The organism is Rossellomorea sp. LjRoot5, from assembly GCF_964253455.1.
Taxonomy (GTDB): Bacteria; Bacillota; Bacilli; order Bacillales; family Bacillaceae_B; genus Rossellomorea.
On record NZ_CAXUQN020000001.1, the window covers coordinates 1120859 to 1139044 of the forward strand.

Consider the following 18186-nt stretch of genomic DNA (forward strand, 5'->3'; position numbering starts at 1 on the left):
GGATAGGGGGCCATTAAGGCTCTCTATTTTTTTGGTTTTTATCATTTCAGAATCTTCCTATAATATGATACATTTGAAAAATAGACTTTTATGAAAGAAGGCAATGCATCATGGGTACTTTATGGAGAAACGGCACCATCTATACAATGCAACAAGAAGGACATCATGTGGAAGCGGTTTTTACAGAGAATGGCCTGATTAAAGGATTAGGGACTTCGGAAGAACTTGAGCAGACGTTCACGATAGATTCAGTGGTGGATTTAGAGAAGAAGATCATGTTCCCGGGATTTGTCGATAGTCACATGCATCTCATCGGTCACGGTGAGACGCTGATGAGACTTGATCTTTCCAGTATGAACAGCAAGCGTGAAGTGCTGGATGCCATCAAGGAAAAAGCCAAAGGCGTCGAAGAAGGAAAATGGATCATCGGGGAAGGCTGGAATGAGAATTTATGGAGTGATGCAGCGGTCTTGACCAAGCAGGAAATCGATGCAGTCGTTCCGAACCATCCGGTGCTTCTAAAACGGATCTGCCGACATGCCATGGTGGTGAATTCACTTGCCTTTAAACATGCGCGTATCGATGAAAGCACTCCGAATCCAGCAGGCGGTTTAATTGAACGAGATGATGAAGGCGGGTTAAATGGTTTATTAAAGGATAAGGCACAGGATCTCATGGTCGATGCCCTGCCTGCCATTTCGTCAGAGTATCTTGTCGAAGCCCTGACAAAAGGAATCGAAAGCTGCTGGGAGCATGGATTGGTGGGCGGACATACAGAGGACCTGAGCTATTACGGAAACTTCAAGAAAACATATGGTGCGTTCCTTAAAACCATAAACGAAGGCAAAAGGAAATTCAGGGCCCATCTTCTTGTCCATCATGAAGTAATTGAAGATTGGAAGGAAGATGGCCATCAGTTCCTGAGCGGAAATGAATTCATTGAATTCGGTGCCATGAAAATCTTCGCGGATGGTGCACTGGGTGGCAGGACGGCACTCTTAAGCTATCCGTACGCCGATGATCCAAACACGACGGGAGTCAGTATCCACACGAACGAGCGACTTCTGGAACTTGTGAAGAAAGCAAGAAAATATGAACTGCCGATTGCCGTCCATACGATCGGGGATCAGGCATTTGAAAATGTCGTCGACAGTATTGTGGAGGCGCCGACCCTTCATGGTAGACGGGACCGGTTAATCCATGCCCAGATCCTCCGTAAAGAACTGATCGAGAAGATCAAAGGGCTGCCCCTCATCCTGGATATTCAACCAAGGTTTGTGGCATCGGATTTCCCATGGGTCGTTGAACGACTGGGTAAAGAAAACATGAAGTACAATTATGCGTGGAAAACGCTCCTGGACGAAGGCATCCCGTGTGCAGGCGGCTCGGATGCCCCGATCGAACCGATCAATCCACTTTGGGGAATCCATGCAGCGGTTACCCGCACGAACCCGCTGGACCCCGACAGAACCGTGTATCGTCCGGAAGAAAAACTGACGATGTATGAAGCCATATCCCTTTTTACAAAGGGAAGCGCGTATGCCTGTCACCATGAGGAAGATCGAGGAGAGATCCGTGAAGGGTACACGGCAGACTTCACCGTATTGGATATCGACCCATTCACCGTCGAAACAGACGAAATACTTGGCAAAGTCGTCGATATGACAATCGTTGACGAGACCATCGTCTATAAAAAAAGTAAATAATCATTGCCCCCAAAACTTTTCACCGATATAATGGAGATATTTCGGAAATAGAAATAGTTTTGGGGGTGTTTTTTATGAAGCAAGATCAAGCCGGTATCCTGTATATGGCGTTTTCATACTTATTATGGGGGATTCTGCCGATCTATTGGAAATGGGTCAATCATGTGTCAGCGGATGAAATCCTCGCCAACCGCATCTTTTGGTCGTTCTGGTTCATGCTTCTATTCTTGTTTGTCAGCAAGCGTTGGAGGGAATTCACCAACTATCTGAAAACATCTCTCACTAAAAAGAAGCAGTTATTCGCTTTGCTGGTTGCTTCACTACTGATCAGTACGAACTGGTTCATCTACATATGGGCCGTGAATACCAACCAGATGGTGGAAGCAAGCCTAGGTTATTATATCAATCCACTGGTCAGCGTGCTGCTCGGTGTATTCATCCTGAAAGAAAGCCTGTCGAAGGCCCAGATCATTTCCTTTGGATTAGCCGCCATAGGAGTGCTGATCCTGACTCTGTCATACGGGGAATTCCCCTGGATCGCCGTCGGTCTCGCATTCTCTTTCGGCCTATACGGATTAGCCAAAAAGCTCATCCAAGTGGAATCATCCATCGGCCTCACACTCGAAACGATGACCATCGCGCCATTATCCCTGATTTACCTTGGCTACATGTACAAAGAAGGAACCCTTTCCCTCTTCCATGTTTCAGTAGGGACGGACCTCTTACTGATGGGAGCCGGGGCAGCAACGGCGATTCCATTATTATTTTTCTCCAAGGGTGCCCAGCAGATCCCGCTATACATGGTCGGATTTCTGCAATATATCGCCCCGACGATCACGTTGATACTCGGTATATTCATGTACCATGAGGAGTTCTCTGTTACCCATCTCGTTTCGTTCATGTTCATCTGGCTCGCCTTGACGGTCTTCACGGCGTCGCGTGTGCAGTATGCCAGGAAACGCAGAAGGGATGCCAGATTGTCGGCATGATGAAAAACGCTCCAGTCTTTTTGACTGGAGCGTTTTTGTTTGGGTTTTAGTATTGTAATCAACCCCAAAAAATCTCACTTTCACAACCCATTCAACCTACAAAAACGAACGCTTCACTTTCTCCCAGAAAGAATTATCCTTCAATTTCACCGTTTTGATGATTTTATCACTGAGTTTGGCTTCGACTTTTTCCACGTGCTGAATGCTCAATGCCTCATTGTCCATTCCCATGGCAGGGTAGTCGTTTCCGTCCTGGACGATCTTCAGTACGAGGCGGCGCTGTCCGCTCACGATGAAGGAGGATCCGAGTGTACGGTAGCGGTTATTATTCAGGGAAGCCATTTCGCTCACCTGGATGCAAGGAAGCATCGGATCGACAATGGCGCCGTTGACGGATTTGTTATAGGCGGTGCTTCCCGTCGGGGTGGCGAAAATCATGCCGTCGCCCCGGAATGTTTCGAAATGTTTGTCGTCGATGAAGACGTCCATGACGAAGGTCTTGATGATGCCGGAGCGGATGCTGAATTCATTCAGGCAGTGAAAGGACGTCTGATTATCGACGGTCACTTCGATGGTCGGATATTTACGTACTTCGATCTGCTCTGTTGTCATGGCTTCGATCATCTTGGACGTGTCATCGATATGGAAGTCACAGTACATGCTCAATGTGCCTCCAGTGGAGATACCTGCGTACAGACAGTCCTGTCTGAAACCGGTTTGACGGACGGCCTGAAGGAATGTTCCGTCGCCGCCGATACTGACGATGATATTGGCGGTTTTAGGAGATTCGACAATAGTGAAATTATAGCGGGTCGCAAGTTCATATAAATGATCGAGCTTCGCCTGCATGCCTTCTTCGTGTAAAGCATAGAAATAGATATTTCGTCGGTTATTCATCATATGTACCTCCCTGAAATATAAAAATCAGATAATTTTTCCCATTTCCATGAAATTTTGCTAGAATCTAACTTAGTGAATATTCTATCATGTTTTCACATGAGAATGATATTCATATCCTTACATAAGATAGGGTAAACGAGGGAGGAATATACAGATGAATGCAAAAAGGTGGACAGCATTGGGAATCGCTGGCGCATTATTCTTTGTTTCGGTAATCGTCAACTTTGCGACCTCTGCTGTGACAAGTGATGTTAATCAAGCATTTGAAGACATGTTCGGAGGGACGGACAATCCTTTCTCCGAGGAAATCATCGATGAAGGAAATGCGAATAAACGGATCGCGGTCCTGGAAGTGGAAGGTGTCATCCAGGATACGGGTGGTGCAAGTTCCTTATTCGAAAGCCCGGGCTATAATCACGAGCTCTTTATGGATAAGCTTGATGCCGTTGAAAAAGACAAATCTGTCAAAGGGATTATTTTAAAAGTGAATTCCCCAGGCGGCGGCGTTGTGGAAAGTGCACAGATCCACTCGAAGCTTGTGGAAATCATGGAGAAGACGAAAAAGCCGATCTATGTATCGATGGGCGGTACGGCGGCATCCGGCGGCTACTACATATCGGCTCCTGCTACGAAGATTTTTGCCAGCAAAGAAACGCTGACAGGTTCTCTTGGAGTCATCATGCACAGCATCAACTACTCGGAACTGGCAGAGAAATACGGCGTCGATTTCGTCACGATCAAAAGTGGACCGTACAAAGACATTATGAGTCCAACTCGTAAAATGACCGATGAAGAACGGAAAATCATACAATCGATGATCGATAACTCTTATGAAGGCTTCGTGGATGTCATCGCCAAAGGCCGTGATATGTCTGAAGCGGAAGTGAAGAAGATTGCCGACGGACGTGTGTACGATGGAATCCAGGCGAAGGAAGTCAATCTGATTGATGAATTCGGCTATGTGGAAGATACGATTGCAGCGATGAAGAAAGATTATAAATTGAAAGATGCACAAGTATTTGAATACACGGCAGGCGATCCTTTCTCCGAATTCTTCAGTATGGGTGCAAAGAAAATGATGGGTCAGGACATGGAAGCGGCGGCACTGATGAAACTTCTATCAAACCCGGGTTCTCCACGATTGATGTATCTCTATTCTGAATAAGGAAGGTGAATGAAGTGAGTGATCGCTATGAACATAATGAAACACGGGAGCATATCGAAGTTCAATCTTCTTCTCCTGACTTTTCAAGGACAATCCCGCATGACGGATATTACCTGGCGGGATTCTGGATACGGTTCTGGGCATATCTGGTGGATCTGATCGTCATTGGAAGCATCACGCGGCTGATCGTGAATCCAATCTTCAAACTATTGGACATTTCTTTATCCGACGGCTCGATGTTTGCCCCGATTTCCATTTTGACGAGCATCGTGTTCTACGGGTATTTCGTTTTAATGACGAAATACTTCAGCCAGACGATCGGGAAGATGGTATTCGGTATTCGTGTCATTGAGCTGAAAGGCGGTAAACCATCATGGGGAACCATCCTCTTCAGGGAGCTGATCGGCCGGTTCATCTCCACGACCGTCTTTATTTTATACGTGGTCGTGGCCTTTACCCATAAGAAGCAGGGCATTCATGATCTGTTTGCAGATACGACTGTGGTCCAGGAAAAGAAAAAGTTGGAATTTACTCCAGCTGTGTGATTTAGAGAGGCAAACCTGCTGATGGGGCGGGTTTGTTTTTTTTGTGCGTGATTGGACTTCTGTGAAAAAAATGGACATTAAATAATGAGATGACGATTTGAATGGATTACCTTTTTATGGAAAAAACGCAATTACGTGGTGAAATGACGCAATTAAATAAAAAATGACGCAATCACGGGAATAATGACGCAATTAATCGAAAAACGACGCAATCACCACCCGAAATGACGCAATTCCCCCTCAGGACCCCTCCAAAAGAGCCTCTTTTCACCGCAATTTCCATCAGCCCAAGTTTAATTCTCCCAATAAAGGCCATAATAACAGGTTGAAGGGTGTGAATGTATGAGCTGGTGGGTCTGGACGTTAATCATTATCGCGGCACTTATTATTTTTCTATTATTCATTCTTATAATCACGAAGCTGACGGTCACGATTTCCTTATACCATGGAAATGACAATGATCATTTCAAGGTGAAGCTGAGGGCGTGGTTCGGTTTGATCAAATATACGATCGACATACCGCTCGTGAAGCTTGATGACGACGGTCCGAATGTCGTCGTGGAACAGGAAACGAAGAAAGGGAAGGAAAGCGACCCTTCCAAGAAAAAGGCGTCTAAAAAGAAAATCACGCCTCATGATTTCATTGCCAGTTTAAATGATACGAAGGAAATCGTCATTCACGTACAATCCATGCACCGGATCATCCGGGGGTTTCTTAAAAAAGTCAAACTGGATCAGGTCAAGTGGAAGACTTTATTCGGGACTGGGGATGCGGCATCGACGGGGACGTTGACTGGGACGATCTGGGGAATGAAAGGGAGCATCATCGGCATCCTGAGCGGGTATATGCGCCTGCAATCCATGCCGGTCATCGAAGTGACACCGACATTTCAACATGCGGTGATTCAAACACAATTTTCATGTATTATCCAGTTTCGCATAGGGAATGCTATCCTAGTAGGTTTCAAGATACTTCGGTATTGGAGAGGCGGTATGGCTAAGTTCAAGACAAAGCCCCTTTCCACCATTTCTGGAGAAAAACATTCAGTCTAATTAGGAGGTCTTCACATGTCAGAACATCCGATTGAAGGTCTGATGACCACGGCAATGGAAAATTTAAAAGAAATGATCGATGTGAATACGATCATCGGTGATCCCGTTGAAACACCCGATGGAAGTGTCATCCTCACCGTTTCAAAGGTAGGCTTCGGGTTTGCTGCAGGCGGCAGTGAGTTCATCATCGACAATAAGGGTAAAGACGACAGCGGTAAAGGCGGAGAAGGCGGCGGTGATAAGTCATCCCCTAAGCAGCAGCCGTTTGGCGGAGGTAGCGGGGGCGGTGTCTCCATTACGCCGATCGCGTTTTTGATCGTCGGCTCGAAAGGTATCAAGATGCTTCATTTAGATGAAAGCACTCACCTGATCGACCGCTTGCTGGACCTTGCTCCTGGTGCCATCGAGAAAATCCAGGGCATGATGAAAAAGGATGGCAATAAAGAGGATCAAAACGGGCAGCACAATCAAAATCATAAGATGGAGCTGTAAATGATTGCGAGCTTACTCGAATGAGTGAGCTCATCTTTTTTTTGAAAAGGACCCCTATGATTTGCTTTCCCCCTTCCTTTTTCTGTACTATGAAGGGGTACATACTATTTATAGAGGAGGAACAAATAATGGCAAATATCACGTTTAAGAATAATCCTGTCACTCTATTAGGTAATGAGGTTAAAGTAGGAGACAAAGCTCCCAACTTCACAGTATTAGCTAATGATCTATCGGAAGTCACACTGAATGATTCCAAGGGCAAGGTACGTTTAATCAGTGTCGTTCCTTCCATCGATACCGGTGTTTGTGATGCCCAGACACGAAAATTCAATGAAGAAGCAACGAAATTTGATAACGTAGAAGTATTGACGGTTTCAGTTGATCTTCCATTCGCACAAAAGCGTTGGTGCGGAGCGAACGGAATCGAAAATGTCCAAACCCTTTCCGATCACCGCGACCTTTCTTTCGGTGAAGCATTCGGCGTGCACATCCAGGAACTTCGTCTTCTTGCACGTGCTGTATTCGTTGTAAACAGCAATGATGAAGTGACGTATGTGGAATATGTGAGCGAAGCGACTGACCACCCGGATTATGATGCTGCCGTAGAAGCAGTGAAAAACGCGAAATAATCCTGCCCCAACTGAACATATATACAGACATGCTGACCTGACTTACCCATGGTCAGCATTGTTTTTTTTACAAAAGGGTGGGACAAAGGTAAAATAGATGAATGAAATTGTGATAAAGGAATGAATGCCGATGATTAATTCGCCAGTCGAATCATTATTTGGAATAATCGATGAAACGGCCACCCTTCTGAAGGATGAACTTGCCTGCAGTTATTTAGAAGCCGTTGCCGAAACGGGGGAAAACCTTTTTCAAGGGGACGTCCTCCAGGAAGAAGTCAGCGAACTGACGAAGAAGCGCCTGAACAAAAAGTACGACGAAGTAAATTTTTCTCAACTTGAGAATGAACATATCCGTAAAGCGTTTCAATTCGCGATTCTAAAAGGAATGAAAGAAAACGTACAGCCGAATCATCAAATGACGCCGGACTCACTTGGATTATTCATCAGCTATCTGGTGAATAAATTCACAGCTGGCGTGAATAAGCTGACGGTCCTTGATCCTGCGATCGGAACGGGGAATCTCTTAACGACAGTATTGAACCAGATGCCGGGGAAAGAAACCCAATCCATCGGTGTGGAAATCGATGAAGTATTGATCAAGCTTGCGTATGTGGGAGCAGATCTGCAAAAGCATCCACTGCAGCTTTTCAACCAGGATTCCCTTGAGCCATTGTTCATTGATCCCGTCGATCTTGTCCTTTGCGACCTGCCGATCGGGTATTATCCGAACGACCTGCGCGCCCAGGATTATGAGCTGAAAGCAGATGAAGGACATTCGTATGCCCACCATCTATTCATCGAACAAAGCCTGAAGCATACGAAAGACGGAGGATATCTCTTCTTCATCGTGCCGAACGGACTTTTCGAATCGCCGCACAGTGCACAGCTTCATGGTTATCTGAAAGAAAAAGCAGACATCCAGGGCTTCCTGCAGCTGCCGCTCTCCCTGTTTAAAAATAAAAATTCTGCAAAAAGCATCCTGATCCTTCAAAAGAAAAAGACAGGAATTAAGCCTCCTAAAGAGGTATTGCTTGCGCAACTGCCAAGCCTTTCGAATCAGAGAGCCCTTCAGGACATCCTGTCGAAGATCGATCAGTGGCTTGTGCAGAATAAATAAACGTATGAATCGAGACTGCCTTCTGGCGGTCTTTTTTTTTATGGGTGTTTTATTGGATAGGTGTTGGGGGTATGCAGAGAATGAGAAGTTTATCGACCGTTATTTAGATTTATAGACCGCTCAACATTAAAAGCCACATTTTGCACGAGTAGATACATGGCGCTCTGTTTTCTAACTTTTGTGAAAACATTTAATTTAACATGAAAACGATGTCATTTCAAGCTTTTTCTTGAAATAGGGTGGAGTCAGTGATTTAATGGGGAATTGAGAGATAAAAAATGATTCAATGAACAGAATAATGGTAGAGTCGATAGATCGAAAACAAAAGGAGCGATACAACGTGGCAAAAAAAGTGATTGCAATTAATGCTGGAAGCTCTTCGTTAAAGTTTCAGCTTTTTGATATGCCTGAAGAAACAGTCATTACCAAAGGTCTAATTGAGCGTATCGGATTGAACGATGCGGTTTTCAATATAACAGTAAACGATGAGAAACGTGAAGAAGTAACGGATATCCCGAACCATGAAGTAGCCGTTAAAATGCTGCTTGAAAAGCTGACAGGCTTTGGCATCATCAACTCACTTGATGAGATTGATGGAATCGGACACCGTGTCGTGCACGGCGGTGAGGTCTTCAATGATTCCGTTCTGATTACAGATGAAGTTGTGACGAAAATCGAGGAACTGTCTGATCTGGCGCCACTTCATAACCCTGCAAACTTAACGGGAATCAAAGCATTCCATAGCGTGCTGCCGAATGTTCCTGCGGTTGCTGTGTTTGATACAGCGTTCCACCAAACAATGCCCGAAAGCTCGTTCTTATACAGCCTTCCGTATGAGTACTATGAAGATTTCGGAATCCGTAAATATGGTTTCCACGGAACTTCCCACAAGTATGTATCACAGCGTGCAGCTGAAATGCTAGGACGTCCGGAAGAGCAAGTGCGCCTGATTTCCTGTCACTTAGGTAACGGTGCAAGTATCGCAGCCATCGAAGGCGGTAAATCCATCGACACGTCCATGGGCTTCACACCACTTGCCGGTGTTGCCATGGGAACTCGTTCAGGTAATATCGACCCGGCCCTTATCCCGTTCATCATGGAGAAAACAGGATCAACGGCTGATGAAGTATTAAATATCCTCAACAAGAAATCCGGTATGCTTGGTGTATCTGGATTCTCAAGTGATCTACGTGATATCGAGTTGCAGGCTTCAGAAGGTAACGAGCGTGCGGAACTGGCTCTTGAAGTGTTCGCCAACCGTATCCATAAATACATCGGTTCATATGCATCACGCATGTACGGTGTAGACGCGATTGTCTTCACTGCAGGTATCGGTGAAAACAGTACGCTGATCCGTGAAAAAGTCCTTCAAGGGTTGGAATTCATGGGCGTATACTGGGATCCGGCACGCAATCAGGTCCGTGGTAAAGAAGCATTCGTCAACTACCCGCATTCACCTGTCAAAGTCATGATCATTCCTACGAATGAAGAAGTCATGATCGCTCGTGATGTTGTGGAAAAAGGGAATATCTAATCTAAATGAAACGGGATCGCTATCTATGGCGGTCCTGTTTTTTTATAAAGCATTTCCTTTCCGTTCAAAATAACTGACTATTCCCACCATTCTCCCCTTCACCAACGAATTGTCCCTTCCATATATGGTATACTATACGTAATTTAAGGAATGTAAGGAGTGGGGAGAAGTGAACTGGTCAGAACGAGATAAGCAGGTATGGCAGGGGATCAAGGCTTGGAGAGAAGAGTTGTATGAATATGAAGCGAATGATTTGGAGCATACATATGTGAAGTGGCTGGATTACGCGTTTGAATCGATTCCTGAAGATGTTCAGGATCAATTTTTTCAGCGGCTGGATGGCTGGTTATTTCATATGCATTCCCTGATTCAAGGTTCACAGATGCAAAATGACGCACGGGAGCGCATCCTTGTAACGGCGCGGGCCTTCAATCAGGATATTCAGACCGTCGAGGACCTGCACCATTTAACGATTGACCAGCTTCATTACATAGCGGAACAGCATGCGGGACGACATCGCATCTATTCCCTGCTGCAAGGTGGGGTGACGGGTACCGGGGGGCTTGTAGCTCTAGGGTCGGATCTGCCCGCGATGCTCGTCATCAATCTGCGTTCCGTGCAGCTCATCGCCATCACCTACGGATTCGATGTTCAGACGCCGTTTGAAATGATGACGTCGCTGAAGGTGTTCCATGCAGCGACCCTGCCGGCAAGGCTCCGTGCCCTTGCTTGGGAAGATCTGATGGAGGACTTGAATAAGAAGGATTCGAACTACTTCTATGACGGGTCGGAGCAGCTGACGGATTATACGTGGCTGGAAGGGTCCATGAAGCAGGCACTGAAAGCGATGGCCATCACCATGTTTAAGGGTAAGAAGTGGTCGGGTCTGCCTCTTGTCAGCATTGCCATCGGGGCGGGATCCAATTATCAGCTTTCCAGGAAGATCACTGATTTTGCCGAAAAATATTATCAGTACCGCTACCTGCGCGATAAGAAAAACGAACAATAAAAAAGGGGAATGATGTGCTCATCGCATCATTCCCTTTCTGTTTTTTCCGGATTGGTCCGGTACCAGAGCCATAGATCATTGATTTCAGAAGCCCGTTCAGAGATTTCATGATTAATCTTGCAGGATCGTTCAAAATCATCTTCCTGAGCGAGTTCATCCTGAAGGCGCTCGATCTCCACATCAATTTCCCCGATTCGGTCTGGAATCGTTCCCCGGACACGCTCCCACTCTAGGAGAATTATTTCCTGTTCCTCTGGAGAATACATCGGCCATTCCTTCACCTGCAGTGGAAGGTGGATGCCGAGTCTTGAATCATATGAAAAAAATTCGTTCCACATCTTTCTGGATGCTCCTCACATTTCATTCTTCTTTCATCCTACAATAAATTCTGCGTGAAGCCCAGTGCGAAGGCGATGTCACTATTTGTCCATAAAATATTTATACAAATTAATGAATAAGTATTGATGTATTTCTCGTAAACTGCTAATATAAATTCATCTTAAAGAATAAATATTCATTTATATAGAAAATCAACAGGAGGAGATACGGATGAATAAAAAAGTGGTATTAGCCTACTCAGGTGGTTTGGATACGTCGGTAGCGGTTCAATGGTTAAAAGAAAAAGGATACGAAGTCATTGCATGCTGCCTGGATGTCGGGGAAGGAAAGGATCTTGATTTTGTACAAGAAAAAGCGTTGACGGTTGGAGCGTCCAAAAGCTTTGTCATTGATGCAAAAGAAGAGTTCGCGAATGAATACGCACTTCTTGCCCTGCAAAGTCACGCACTGTATGAAGGGAAATACCCACTGGTGTCCGCACTCTCAAGACCGTTGATCGCAAAAAAACTTGTTGAGATCGCAGAACAGGAAGATGCAACGGCTGTTGCACATGGCTGCACGGGGAAAGGAAATGACCAGGTGAGATTCGAAGTGTCCATTGCGGCATTGAATCCTTCACTGGAAGTAATCGCACCGGTCCGTGAATGGAAGTGGTCACGTGAAGAAGAAATCGAATATGCGAAAGATAAGGGGATCCCGATTCCCATCAATCTTGATTCACCATATAGCATTGACCAAAATCTTTGGGGCAGAAGCAATGAGTGCGGGGTGCTGGAAAATCCTTGGACTGCACCACCGGAAGATGCATACGATCTAACATCAAGCATCGAAGAATCGCCAAATGAAGCGGATGTGGTTGAAATCACATTCTCAAAAGGGGTGCCTGTGGAACTGAATCACGTGGCATATCCTCTTGATGAAATCATTGCGAAACTGAATGTGCTGGCCGGTAAGCACGGAGTCGGCCGTATCGATCATGTGGAAAACCGCCTTGTCGGGATCAAGTCACGTGAAGTATACGAATGTCCGGGCGCCATGACCCTTTTAAAAGCACATAAAGAACTTGAAGACCTCACATTGGTGAAAGAATTGGCCCATTTCAAACCGGTGATCGAGAAGAAAATGACGGAATTAATTTATGAGGGGCTTTGGTTCTCTCCATTAAATAAAGCGTTAAAGGCTTTCCTAGATCAAACTCAGGTGTATGTGAACGGTGTGGTACGCGTGAAATTATTCAAAGGCCATGCCATCGTCGAAGGAAGAAAATCACCGAATTCCCTGTATGATGAAAACCTTGCGACGTACACAAAAGCGGATGAATTCGATCACGATGCTGCCATTGGATTCATTCAACTATGGGGTCTGCCGACGAAGGTGTCTTCCATGGTCAACGCTGAGAAGAAAGAGAAAGTCACTCTATGAGTAAGCTGTGGGGAGGACGTTTCACCAAGAAGCCGGAAGAGTGGGTGGATGAATTCAATGCATCCATCTCATTCGACCAGGAGCTCGTACTAGAAGACATCGAAGGCAGCATCGCCCATGTGAAAATGTTAAAAAAATGCGGGATCCTGACGGAAAGTGAAGCCGATCAGATCCTCGATGGCCTCCATGTGCTGTATGGAAAGGCTGAAAAGAATGAACTTCAGTTTTCCGTTGAGTATGAAGATATTCATTTGAATCTGGAGAAGCATCTGATCGATTTAATCGGTGAGGTCGGCGGCAAGCTCCACACGGGAAGAAGCCGTAACGACCAGGTTGCGACAGACATGCATCTCTTTTTAAAAAGACGGGTGGAGGAAATCGTCAAGCTCGTTGAGGACCTTCAGGAAGCGATCATCGTTCAGGCGGAAGAGAATGTGGAAACGATCATTCCTGGCTATACTCATCTGCAGCGTGCCCAGCCGATTTCGTTCGCTCATCATTTGATGTGTTATTTCTGGATGTTGAACCGTGATAAGGAGAGACTTGTCGACTCGTTAAAACGAATTGATATCTCTCCATTGGGTGCCGGTGCACTTGCCGGGACAACTTTCCCCATTGATCGTGAGTATTCAGCCGAACTTCTTGGCTTCGATTCTTGTTATGAAAACAGTCTTGATGCCGTAAGTGACCGTGATTTCATCCTGGAATTCCTGAGCAACAGCTCGATCATGATGACTCATCTTTCCCGTCTGGCGGAAGAGATGATTCTGTGGTCCACGGAAGAATTCCGATTCATCGAGCTCGATGACAGTTTTACGACTGGAAGCAGCATCATGCCACAGAAGAAGAACCCGGATATGGCGGAGCTAGTCAGAGGAAAGACGGGCAGGGTGAATGGGAATCTCATTTCCCTTCTTACTGTGTTAAAAGGACTGCCGCTTGCGTACAACAAGGATATGCAGGAAGACAAGGAAGGCATGTTCGATACGGTGAAGACCGTGGTGGGATCGCTTAAGATCTTTACGGGCATGATTTCGACGATGAAAGTGAATACGAAGCAGATGGAGGAAGCAGTCGGAAACGATTTTTCCAATGCGACAGAGCTTGCGGATTACTTGGCGACGAAGGGGATTCCGTTCAGACAGGCCCATGAAATCGTTGGGAAGCTTGTGTTGTATTGTATTGAGAAGGGCTGTTATTTGAAGGATGTTTCGCTTGAGGAGTATGGTGAGTTTTCTTCGTTGATTGAGGAGGATATTTACTCGATTTTGACTCCTTATTCGGCTGTTGAGAGAAGGAAGTCTTATGGTGGTACGGGGTTTGAGCAGGTGAAGGTGCAGATTGGGAAGGGGAAGGCTGAGTTGGGGTCTTTGGCTACTCAATCTGTGTAATAGATAGTGCTGGTTGATTTTCTTTCTAATATCACCAAAAAGAGCGGTTGAAAAGGAACCTCCTCCTTCAACCGCTCTTTTTTTGTTGGAAAGATGGTAAAATCAATCTTCCACTTCTTCCGTTCTGACAACCAGTACGTCGCAGTGGGCAGCCCGGGTGATGTGTTCGGAGACGCTGCCGATGAGGAACCGTTCGACGGCGTTGAGGCCGGTGGCTCCGCATATGATGAGGTCTGCTTTGACGTTTTTGTTTGCTTCTCTTGGGATGATCACTTTCGGGGAGCCATATTCGACATAGGTTTTGACTTTGGTCAATCCGGCTTTGGCCGCTTCTTCTTTGTACTCGTTTAATAATTCTTCAGCATACTTGATGGCTCTTTCTCCTACTGTGCGGTCGTAGGATTCGATGGCCGCGAAAGAGCGGGTGTCGATGACGTGGATCAGGGAAAGAACGGCGTCGTTCCGTTTGGCGATGGCAATCGCTTTTTTGAAGGCCCACTCTGCTTCCCTTGATCCATCTACAGCTACTAATATGTTGTGATATTTTAAACTCATTGTGATCCCCTCCTTACATTCATCATACTATATTTTCCCACTTATATCTGTAGCCAATTTTCGAACAATAAAGGGGAATAGATTACTTATTTTTAAGGGGGAATCATGATGAAGAAGAAGGATCCGAAAGAACAGTTCACGTATGACGAAAATGCGAACCAAGAGGTGAGCCAGCAGATCATGGATTCGTATACGAGCGGTGTCATCGATACGGAGAATGGTCAGTACGGGACGTATGAAAACGAACAATATGAAGAGTAGGAATAAGAAAAGCTTGCAGAGACAGTTAATGTTTCTGCAAGCTCTTTTTTTTGCTCAAGCTCCCCTGAATGAAAAGGTCCGTCCCTTCTGCTACAATACTCTTTAGTATAAAAAGAGATAGGAGGTCACGGCATGAAGAAACCTGTGATTATTATCGGGGCAGGCCTGAGCGGTCTCAGGGCCGCTTCCCTTCTCCACGCGAAAGGCATTGAGTGTGTGGTCCTTGAAGCCAGGGAAAGAATCGGAGGAAGAGTCATAAGTGAGACCATCGGAGGGACGGACCTTGCGAAAATCGACCTTGGACCGACGTGGTTCTGGCCGGATTATGAGCCGCTCATTACACGTCTTGTAAAGGAGCTCGGTTTACAGACGTTCCTGCAGCATACGGAAGGAGCGCTTCTCTATGAGCAGTCAGAAAACGCCAGACCGCAACGTCATGTATTACCGGAAGGGGCTGTGCAAAGATCTTTCAGGCTGCATGGAGGCATGGAGGCAATCATTGATGCCGTCTATGATACTCTTCCGCCCGGTACTGTTCATTTGAATACAACCGTAAAGGCAATCCATATGGATAACGAAGGAGAAATCACGGTCGAAGCTGATGAACAAGGCGGGAAGAAGGAATGGAAGGCGGAAGCTGTGATTCTTGCAATGCCACCAAGGCTTGTGGCACGACGTCTTGCCTTCTCACCTTCTCTTCCTGAAGAACTCATGCAAAGTCTGATTGAAACACCAACTTGGATGGCGGGACAAGCGAAGGCAGTGGCCGTTTATGAAACTTCATTCTGGCGGGAAGAGGGACTTTCCGGTCAGGTGACGAGCTGGGCGGGTCCGCTTCAGGAAATACATGACGCCTCACCAGAAAAAGGGTTAGGTGCACTTTTTGGATTCTTCGGAATGCCGGCAGCTGTGCGCAAAGAGCTTGGGGAGGATAAAGTATTGAGTCTTGTCCTGGAACAGCTGACACGCTTATTCGGTGAGCAGGCGGGTTCGCCCATCTCACTTCTGTACAAGGATTGGTCAGATGACCTACATACTGCGGTAAAAGAAGATGCTGAACCGCTGACAAGTTTTCCTGAATATGGTCCACCGGGGAATGCAGGCATATGGGAACAGAAGATCCTATTTGCCGGGACCGAAACCGCAGCAGCAAACGGGGGTCATCTTGAAGGCGCGCTATTATCAGCTGAGCTTGCAGTTTCGCAATTCTTCGCCAATGTTTACAAATGAAAGAGCCATCACCTCCTACGGTGATGGCTTTTATCTGTCATGCTTCTTCGTACACAACCTCAAGGGCCCCTTTAATCTGCATATCGAATAAAGCTGTAAAGCTGTCTCGAAGCTGATTCCTTTACCGGCTCCAATAATCACAATCGTTTTATTCATCATGAATTCCTCCAATTATTTATATTTGTATATGCAAATGAATGGTCAAAAAAAGAGCGCCTAGACATGATCACTCTTTTTCAAGCTTCAAACTTGCCTCATGCAGCATCCGGCTCAAATCCAGGCTGAAATCCTTCCCAAGTGTTTGGGAATAGTCATCGAACAGCTCTTTGATCGATACTCGGAACTCCCGATACAATTCTTCCCCTTCATCGGTTAAAGAGATGAACGTTTGCTTGCCCGACATTTTGCGCAGGACGATGTTTCTCTTTTCCAATTTATCGATGAACCGTGTACTGGTGGAAGGGGCAATGGCCAGCTTCTGGCACAGTTCCTTCTGTGTGATCCCCGGCTTATAGTGGATGACCATGATCATATAAAAATACGATGGAGCAAGTCCGCCGGCATCCAGGTGTTTTTCTGCAAGCTTGGTGATGCTTCTGGAAAAACGGCTTGCCGTGAAGTATAAGCAGTGAATCAGAACGTCGTCTTGTTCTTCGTTCATTAGATCAACACCCTTTCATTTGCACATACAAATTAACATAGAGAAGAACATCTTGTCAATATAAGCGCAGATTATGGATGTTCTTTCAGTTTTTCTATTATCTCAATCTTACTCTGTTACAGTAGAATGAAAAGGAGATGTTGGAAAAGGGGTGTTGTGATGAAAGCAGTGATTCAAACCGAATTTGGAGATTCCGGTGTGCTTCAACTAGCAGATGTAGAGACTCCAAAAATAAGAAAAGAAGAAGTGTTGATCAAAACGGCGTTTACCAGTGTGAACTATGCAGATATCAAATCCCGGAAAGGCAGCAAAGGAAAGGGGAGTTTCCCCCTCACTCTTGGGCTCGATGCAGCGGGGACCGTTGTGAAAGCAGGGGAATCTTCCGGTTTTGCAGCCGGGGACCGCGTCATCGCTTTTCCTATAGGCGGTTCTTACGCAGAATATGTGAAGGCCCATAAACAATTGACGTTCAAGATTCCTGAGAGTCTTTCTTCTGAACAGGCGGCTGCAATGCCTACTGTGTCGATCCTGTCCCATATCCTCCTACACGAAATAGGCCAGGTAAAGAAAAACGATGCGATCGTTGTTCATAGCGGGGCTGGTGGTGTCGGTTCTATGCTTATTCAATTAGCGAAGCTTGCCGGGGTTGAGACGGTCGTTGCAACGATTGGCACCTTAAGCAAAGAGGACTATGTAAAGAGGTTGGGTGCAGATCATGTTTCTACATATGACACGTTTTCAGAAGAAGTGCTTCAGCTGACGAACGGCAAAGGGGCAGATGTCGTTTTCGATTCCATGGCAGGAGAAGTCACGACGGCGAGCCTCGACTGCCTCGGTCTATACGGATCCCTCGTTCAATTCGGCAACAGCAGCGGCAGTGCCGGACACTTCAAAACGAGCGATGTTCATTCCTCCTGCCGAAATGTAAAAGGATTCAGTCTTGGAACGACGAGGAAACATCGACCGGACATGTTGGCTCCTGCTGCTGAAAGAGTGATTGAGCTATTTGCAACAGGCAAAGTAACGCTCCCTATTGCTCAGGTCTTCGATTTGAGTGAAGCCAAACTGGCTCATGATTTGATCGAGAGCCGTGCGTATGAGGGAAAAGTATTGATCAAACCATAAAGGGAGCCAAGGGGACAGGTACATTGGCTCTTAAAAGGGGCAGTTGTACCTGTCCCCTTGGTG

Annotated in this window: 20 protein-coding genes; 15 read left to right on the plus strand and 5 right to left on the minus strand. The window is 46.0% G+C overall.

All coding sequences use genetic code 11. The annotated features are described in order from the left end of the window. Window positions 1-110: 110 nt before the first annotated feature. Together ACSQ2E_RS05665 and rarD are read left to right on the plus strand one after the other, a co-directional pair. On the plus strand, window positions 111-1706 hold the full coding sequence (locus ACSQ2E_RS05665; protein ID WP_435989650.1) for an amidohydrolase: 1596 nt from the start codon (window positions 111-113) through the stop codon (window positions 1704-1706). A 74-nt stretch (window positions 1707-1780) separates the two neighbouring features. Next, the gene (rarD, locus tag ACSQ2E_RS05670; RefSeq protein ID WP_435989651.1) at window positions 1781-2695 is read left to right on the plus strand and encodes an EamA family transporter RarD; all 915 of its coding nucleotides are present in this window, start codon (window positions 1781-1783) and stop codon (window positions 2693-2695) included. A 96-nt stretch (window positions 2696-2791) separates the two neighbouring features. Here the strand turns inward: rarD and ACSQ2E_RS05675 are convergent, their stop codons facing one another. After that, the gene (locus tag ACSQ2E_RS05675; RefSeq protein WP_435994407.1) at window positions 2792-3592 is read right to left on the minus strand and encodes an NAD kinase; all 801 of its coding nucleotides are present in this window, start codon (window positions 3590-3592) and stop codon (window positions 2792-2794) included. Window positions 3593-3749: 157 nt separating this feature from the next. On the opposite strand from ACSQ2E_RS05675, the gene sppA reads away from it, so the two are divergent. From sppA to ACSQ2E_RS05715, 8 genes are all read left to right on the plus strand, one after another. Continuing rightward, a complete protein-coding gene (gene sppA, locus ACSQ2E_RS05680) occupies window positions 3750-4760 on the plus strand; it encodes a signal peptide peptidase SppA (protein ID WP_061810667.1) in 1011 nt (336 codons plus the stop codon). A 92-nt stretch (window positions 4761-4852) separates the two neighbouring features. Further along, on the plus strand, window positions 4853-5305 hold the full coding sequence (locus ACSQ2E_RS05685) for an RDD family protein (RefSeq protein ID WP_435994409.1): 453 nt from the start codon (window positions 4853-4855) through the stop codon (window positions 5303-5305). A gap of 342 nt (window positions 5306-5647) precedes the next feature. Then, complete coding sequence (locus ACSQ2E_RS05690) at window positions 5648-6358, plus strand: DUF2953 domain-containing protein (protein WP_435989652.1); 711 nt, start codon at window positions 5648-5650, stop codon at window positions 6356-6358. 15 nt (window positions 6359-6373) lie between these two features. Then, window positions 6374-6850 (plus strand): GerW family sporulation protein, encoded by a 477-nt coding sequence (gene ytfJ, locus ACSQ2E_RS05695; protein ID WP_435989653.1) that lies wholly within the window; start codon window positions 6374-6376, stop codon window positions 6848-6850. 128 nt (window positions 6851-6978) lie between these two features. Then, window positions 6979-7479 (plus strand): thiol peroxidase, encoded by a 501-nt coding sequence (gene tpx / locus ACSQ2E_RS05700; RefSeq protein WP_258265333.1) that lies wholly within the window; start codon window positions 6979-6981, stop codon window positions 7477-7479. Between the two features lie 133 nt (window positions 7480-7612). Further along, window positions 7613-8596: a class I SAM-dependent methyltransferase gene (locus ACSQ2E_RS05705; RefSeq protein ID WP_435994411.1), complete on the plus strand. Its 984-nt coding sequence runs from the start codon at window positions 7613-7615 to the stop codon at window positions 8594-8596. 340 nt (window positions 8597-8936) lie between these two features. After that, on the plus strand, window positions 8937-10130 hold the full coding sequence (locus ACSQ2E_RS05710) for an acetate kinase (RefSeq protein WP_435989654.1): 1194 nt from the start codon (window positions 8937-8939) through the stop codon (window positions 10128-10130). A gap of 169 nt (window positions 10131-10299) precedes the next feature. Then, entirely contained in the window at window positions 10300-11139 is an 840-nt protein-coding gene (locus tag ACSQ2E_RS05715) for an EcsC family protein (protein ID WP_435989655.1), read from the plus strand. A 26-nt stretch (window positions 11140-11165) separates the two neighbouring features. Here the strand turns inward: ACSQ2E_RS05715 and ACSQ2E_RS05720 are convergent, their stop codons facing one another. Continuing rightward, the gene (locus tag ACSQ2E_RS05720) at window positions 11166-11477 is read right to left on the minus strand and encodes a hypothetical protein (RefSeq protein ID WP_435989656.1); all 312 of its coding nucleotides are present in this window, start codon (window positions 11475-11477) and stop codon (window positions 11166-11168) included. 211 nt (window positions 11478-11688) lie between these two features. On the opposite strand from ACSQ2E_RS05720, the gene ACSQ2E_RS05725 reads away from it, so the two are divergent. Together ACSQ2E_RS05725 and argH are read left to right on the plus strand one after the other, a co-directional pair. Next, window positions 11689-12900 (plus strand): argininosuccinate synthase, encoded by a 1212-nt coding sequence (locus ACSQ2E_RS05725; RefSeq protein ID WP_435989657.1) that lies wholly within the window; start codon window positions 11689-11691, stop codon window positions 12898-12900. Beyond that, window positions 12897-14291: an argininosuccinate lyase gene (argH, locus tag ACSQ2E_RS05730; protein ID WP_435989658.1), complete on the plus strand. Its 1395-nt coding sequence runs from the start codon at window positions 12897-12899 to the stop codon at window positions 14289-14291. The genes ACSQ2E_RS05725 and argH overlap by 4 nt, the downstream gene beginning before the upstream one ends. Before the next feature lie 102 nt (window positions 14292-14393). Here argH and ACSQ2E_RS05735 read toward each other — a convergent pair whose 3' ends face one another. Further along, window positions 14394-14846: a universal stress protein gene (locus ACSQ2E_RS05735; protein WP_435989659.1), complete on the minus strand. Its 453-nt coding sequence runs from the start codon at window positions 14844-14846 to the stop codon at window positions 14394-14396. A gap of 105 nt (window positions 14847-14951) precedes the next feature. Between ACSQ2E_RS05735 and ACSQ2E_RS05740 the strand changes: the two genes are divergently transcribed. Continuing rightward, window positions 14952-15107 carry a hypothetical protein gene (locus ACSQ2E_RS05740; RefSeq protein ID WP_435989660.1) on the plus strand — a complete coding sequence of 52 codons (156 nt, stop codon included), beginning with the start codon at window positions 14952-14954 and terminating at the stop codon, window positions 15105-15107. A 132-nt stretch (window positions 15108-15239) separates the two neighbouring features. After that, window positions 15240-16337, plus strand: coding sequence for a flavin monoamine oxidase family protein (locus ACSQ2E_RS05745; RefSeq protein ID WP_435989661.1), 1098 nt, complete (start codon window positions 15240-15242; stop codon window positions 16335-16337). A 30-nt stretch (window positions 16338-16367) separates the two neighbouring features. Here the strand turns inward: ACSQ2E_RS05745 and ACSQ2E_RS05750 are convergent, their stop codons facing one another. Further along, window positions 16368-16496, minus strand: coding sequence for a hypothetical protein (locus ACSQ2E_RS05750; RefSeq protein ID WP_435989662.1), 129 nt, complete (start codon window positions 16494-16496; stop codon window positions 16368-16370). Window positions 16497-16563: 67 nt separating this feature from the next. Further along, on the minus strand, window positions 16564-16998 hold the full coding sequence (locus ACSQ2E_RS05755) for a MarR family winged helix-turn-helix transcriptional regulator (RefSeq protein WP_435989663.1): 435 nt from the start codon (window positions 16996-16998) through the stop codon (window positions 16564-16566). 159 nt (window positions 16999-17157) lie between these two features. Here ACSQ2E_RS05755 and ACSQ2E_RS05760 point away from each other — a divergent pair, with 159 nt between their 5' ends. Further along, window positions 17158-18123, plus strand: coding sequence for a quinone oxidoreductase family protein (locus tag ACSQ2E_RS05760; RefSeq protein ID WP_435989664.1), 966 nt, complete (start codon window positions 17158-17160; stop codon window positions 18121-18123). The last annotated feature ends 63 nt before the right edge of the window (window positions 18124-18186 follow it).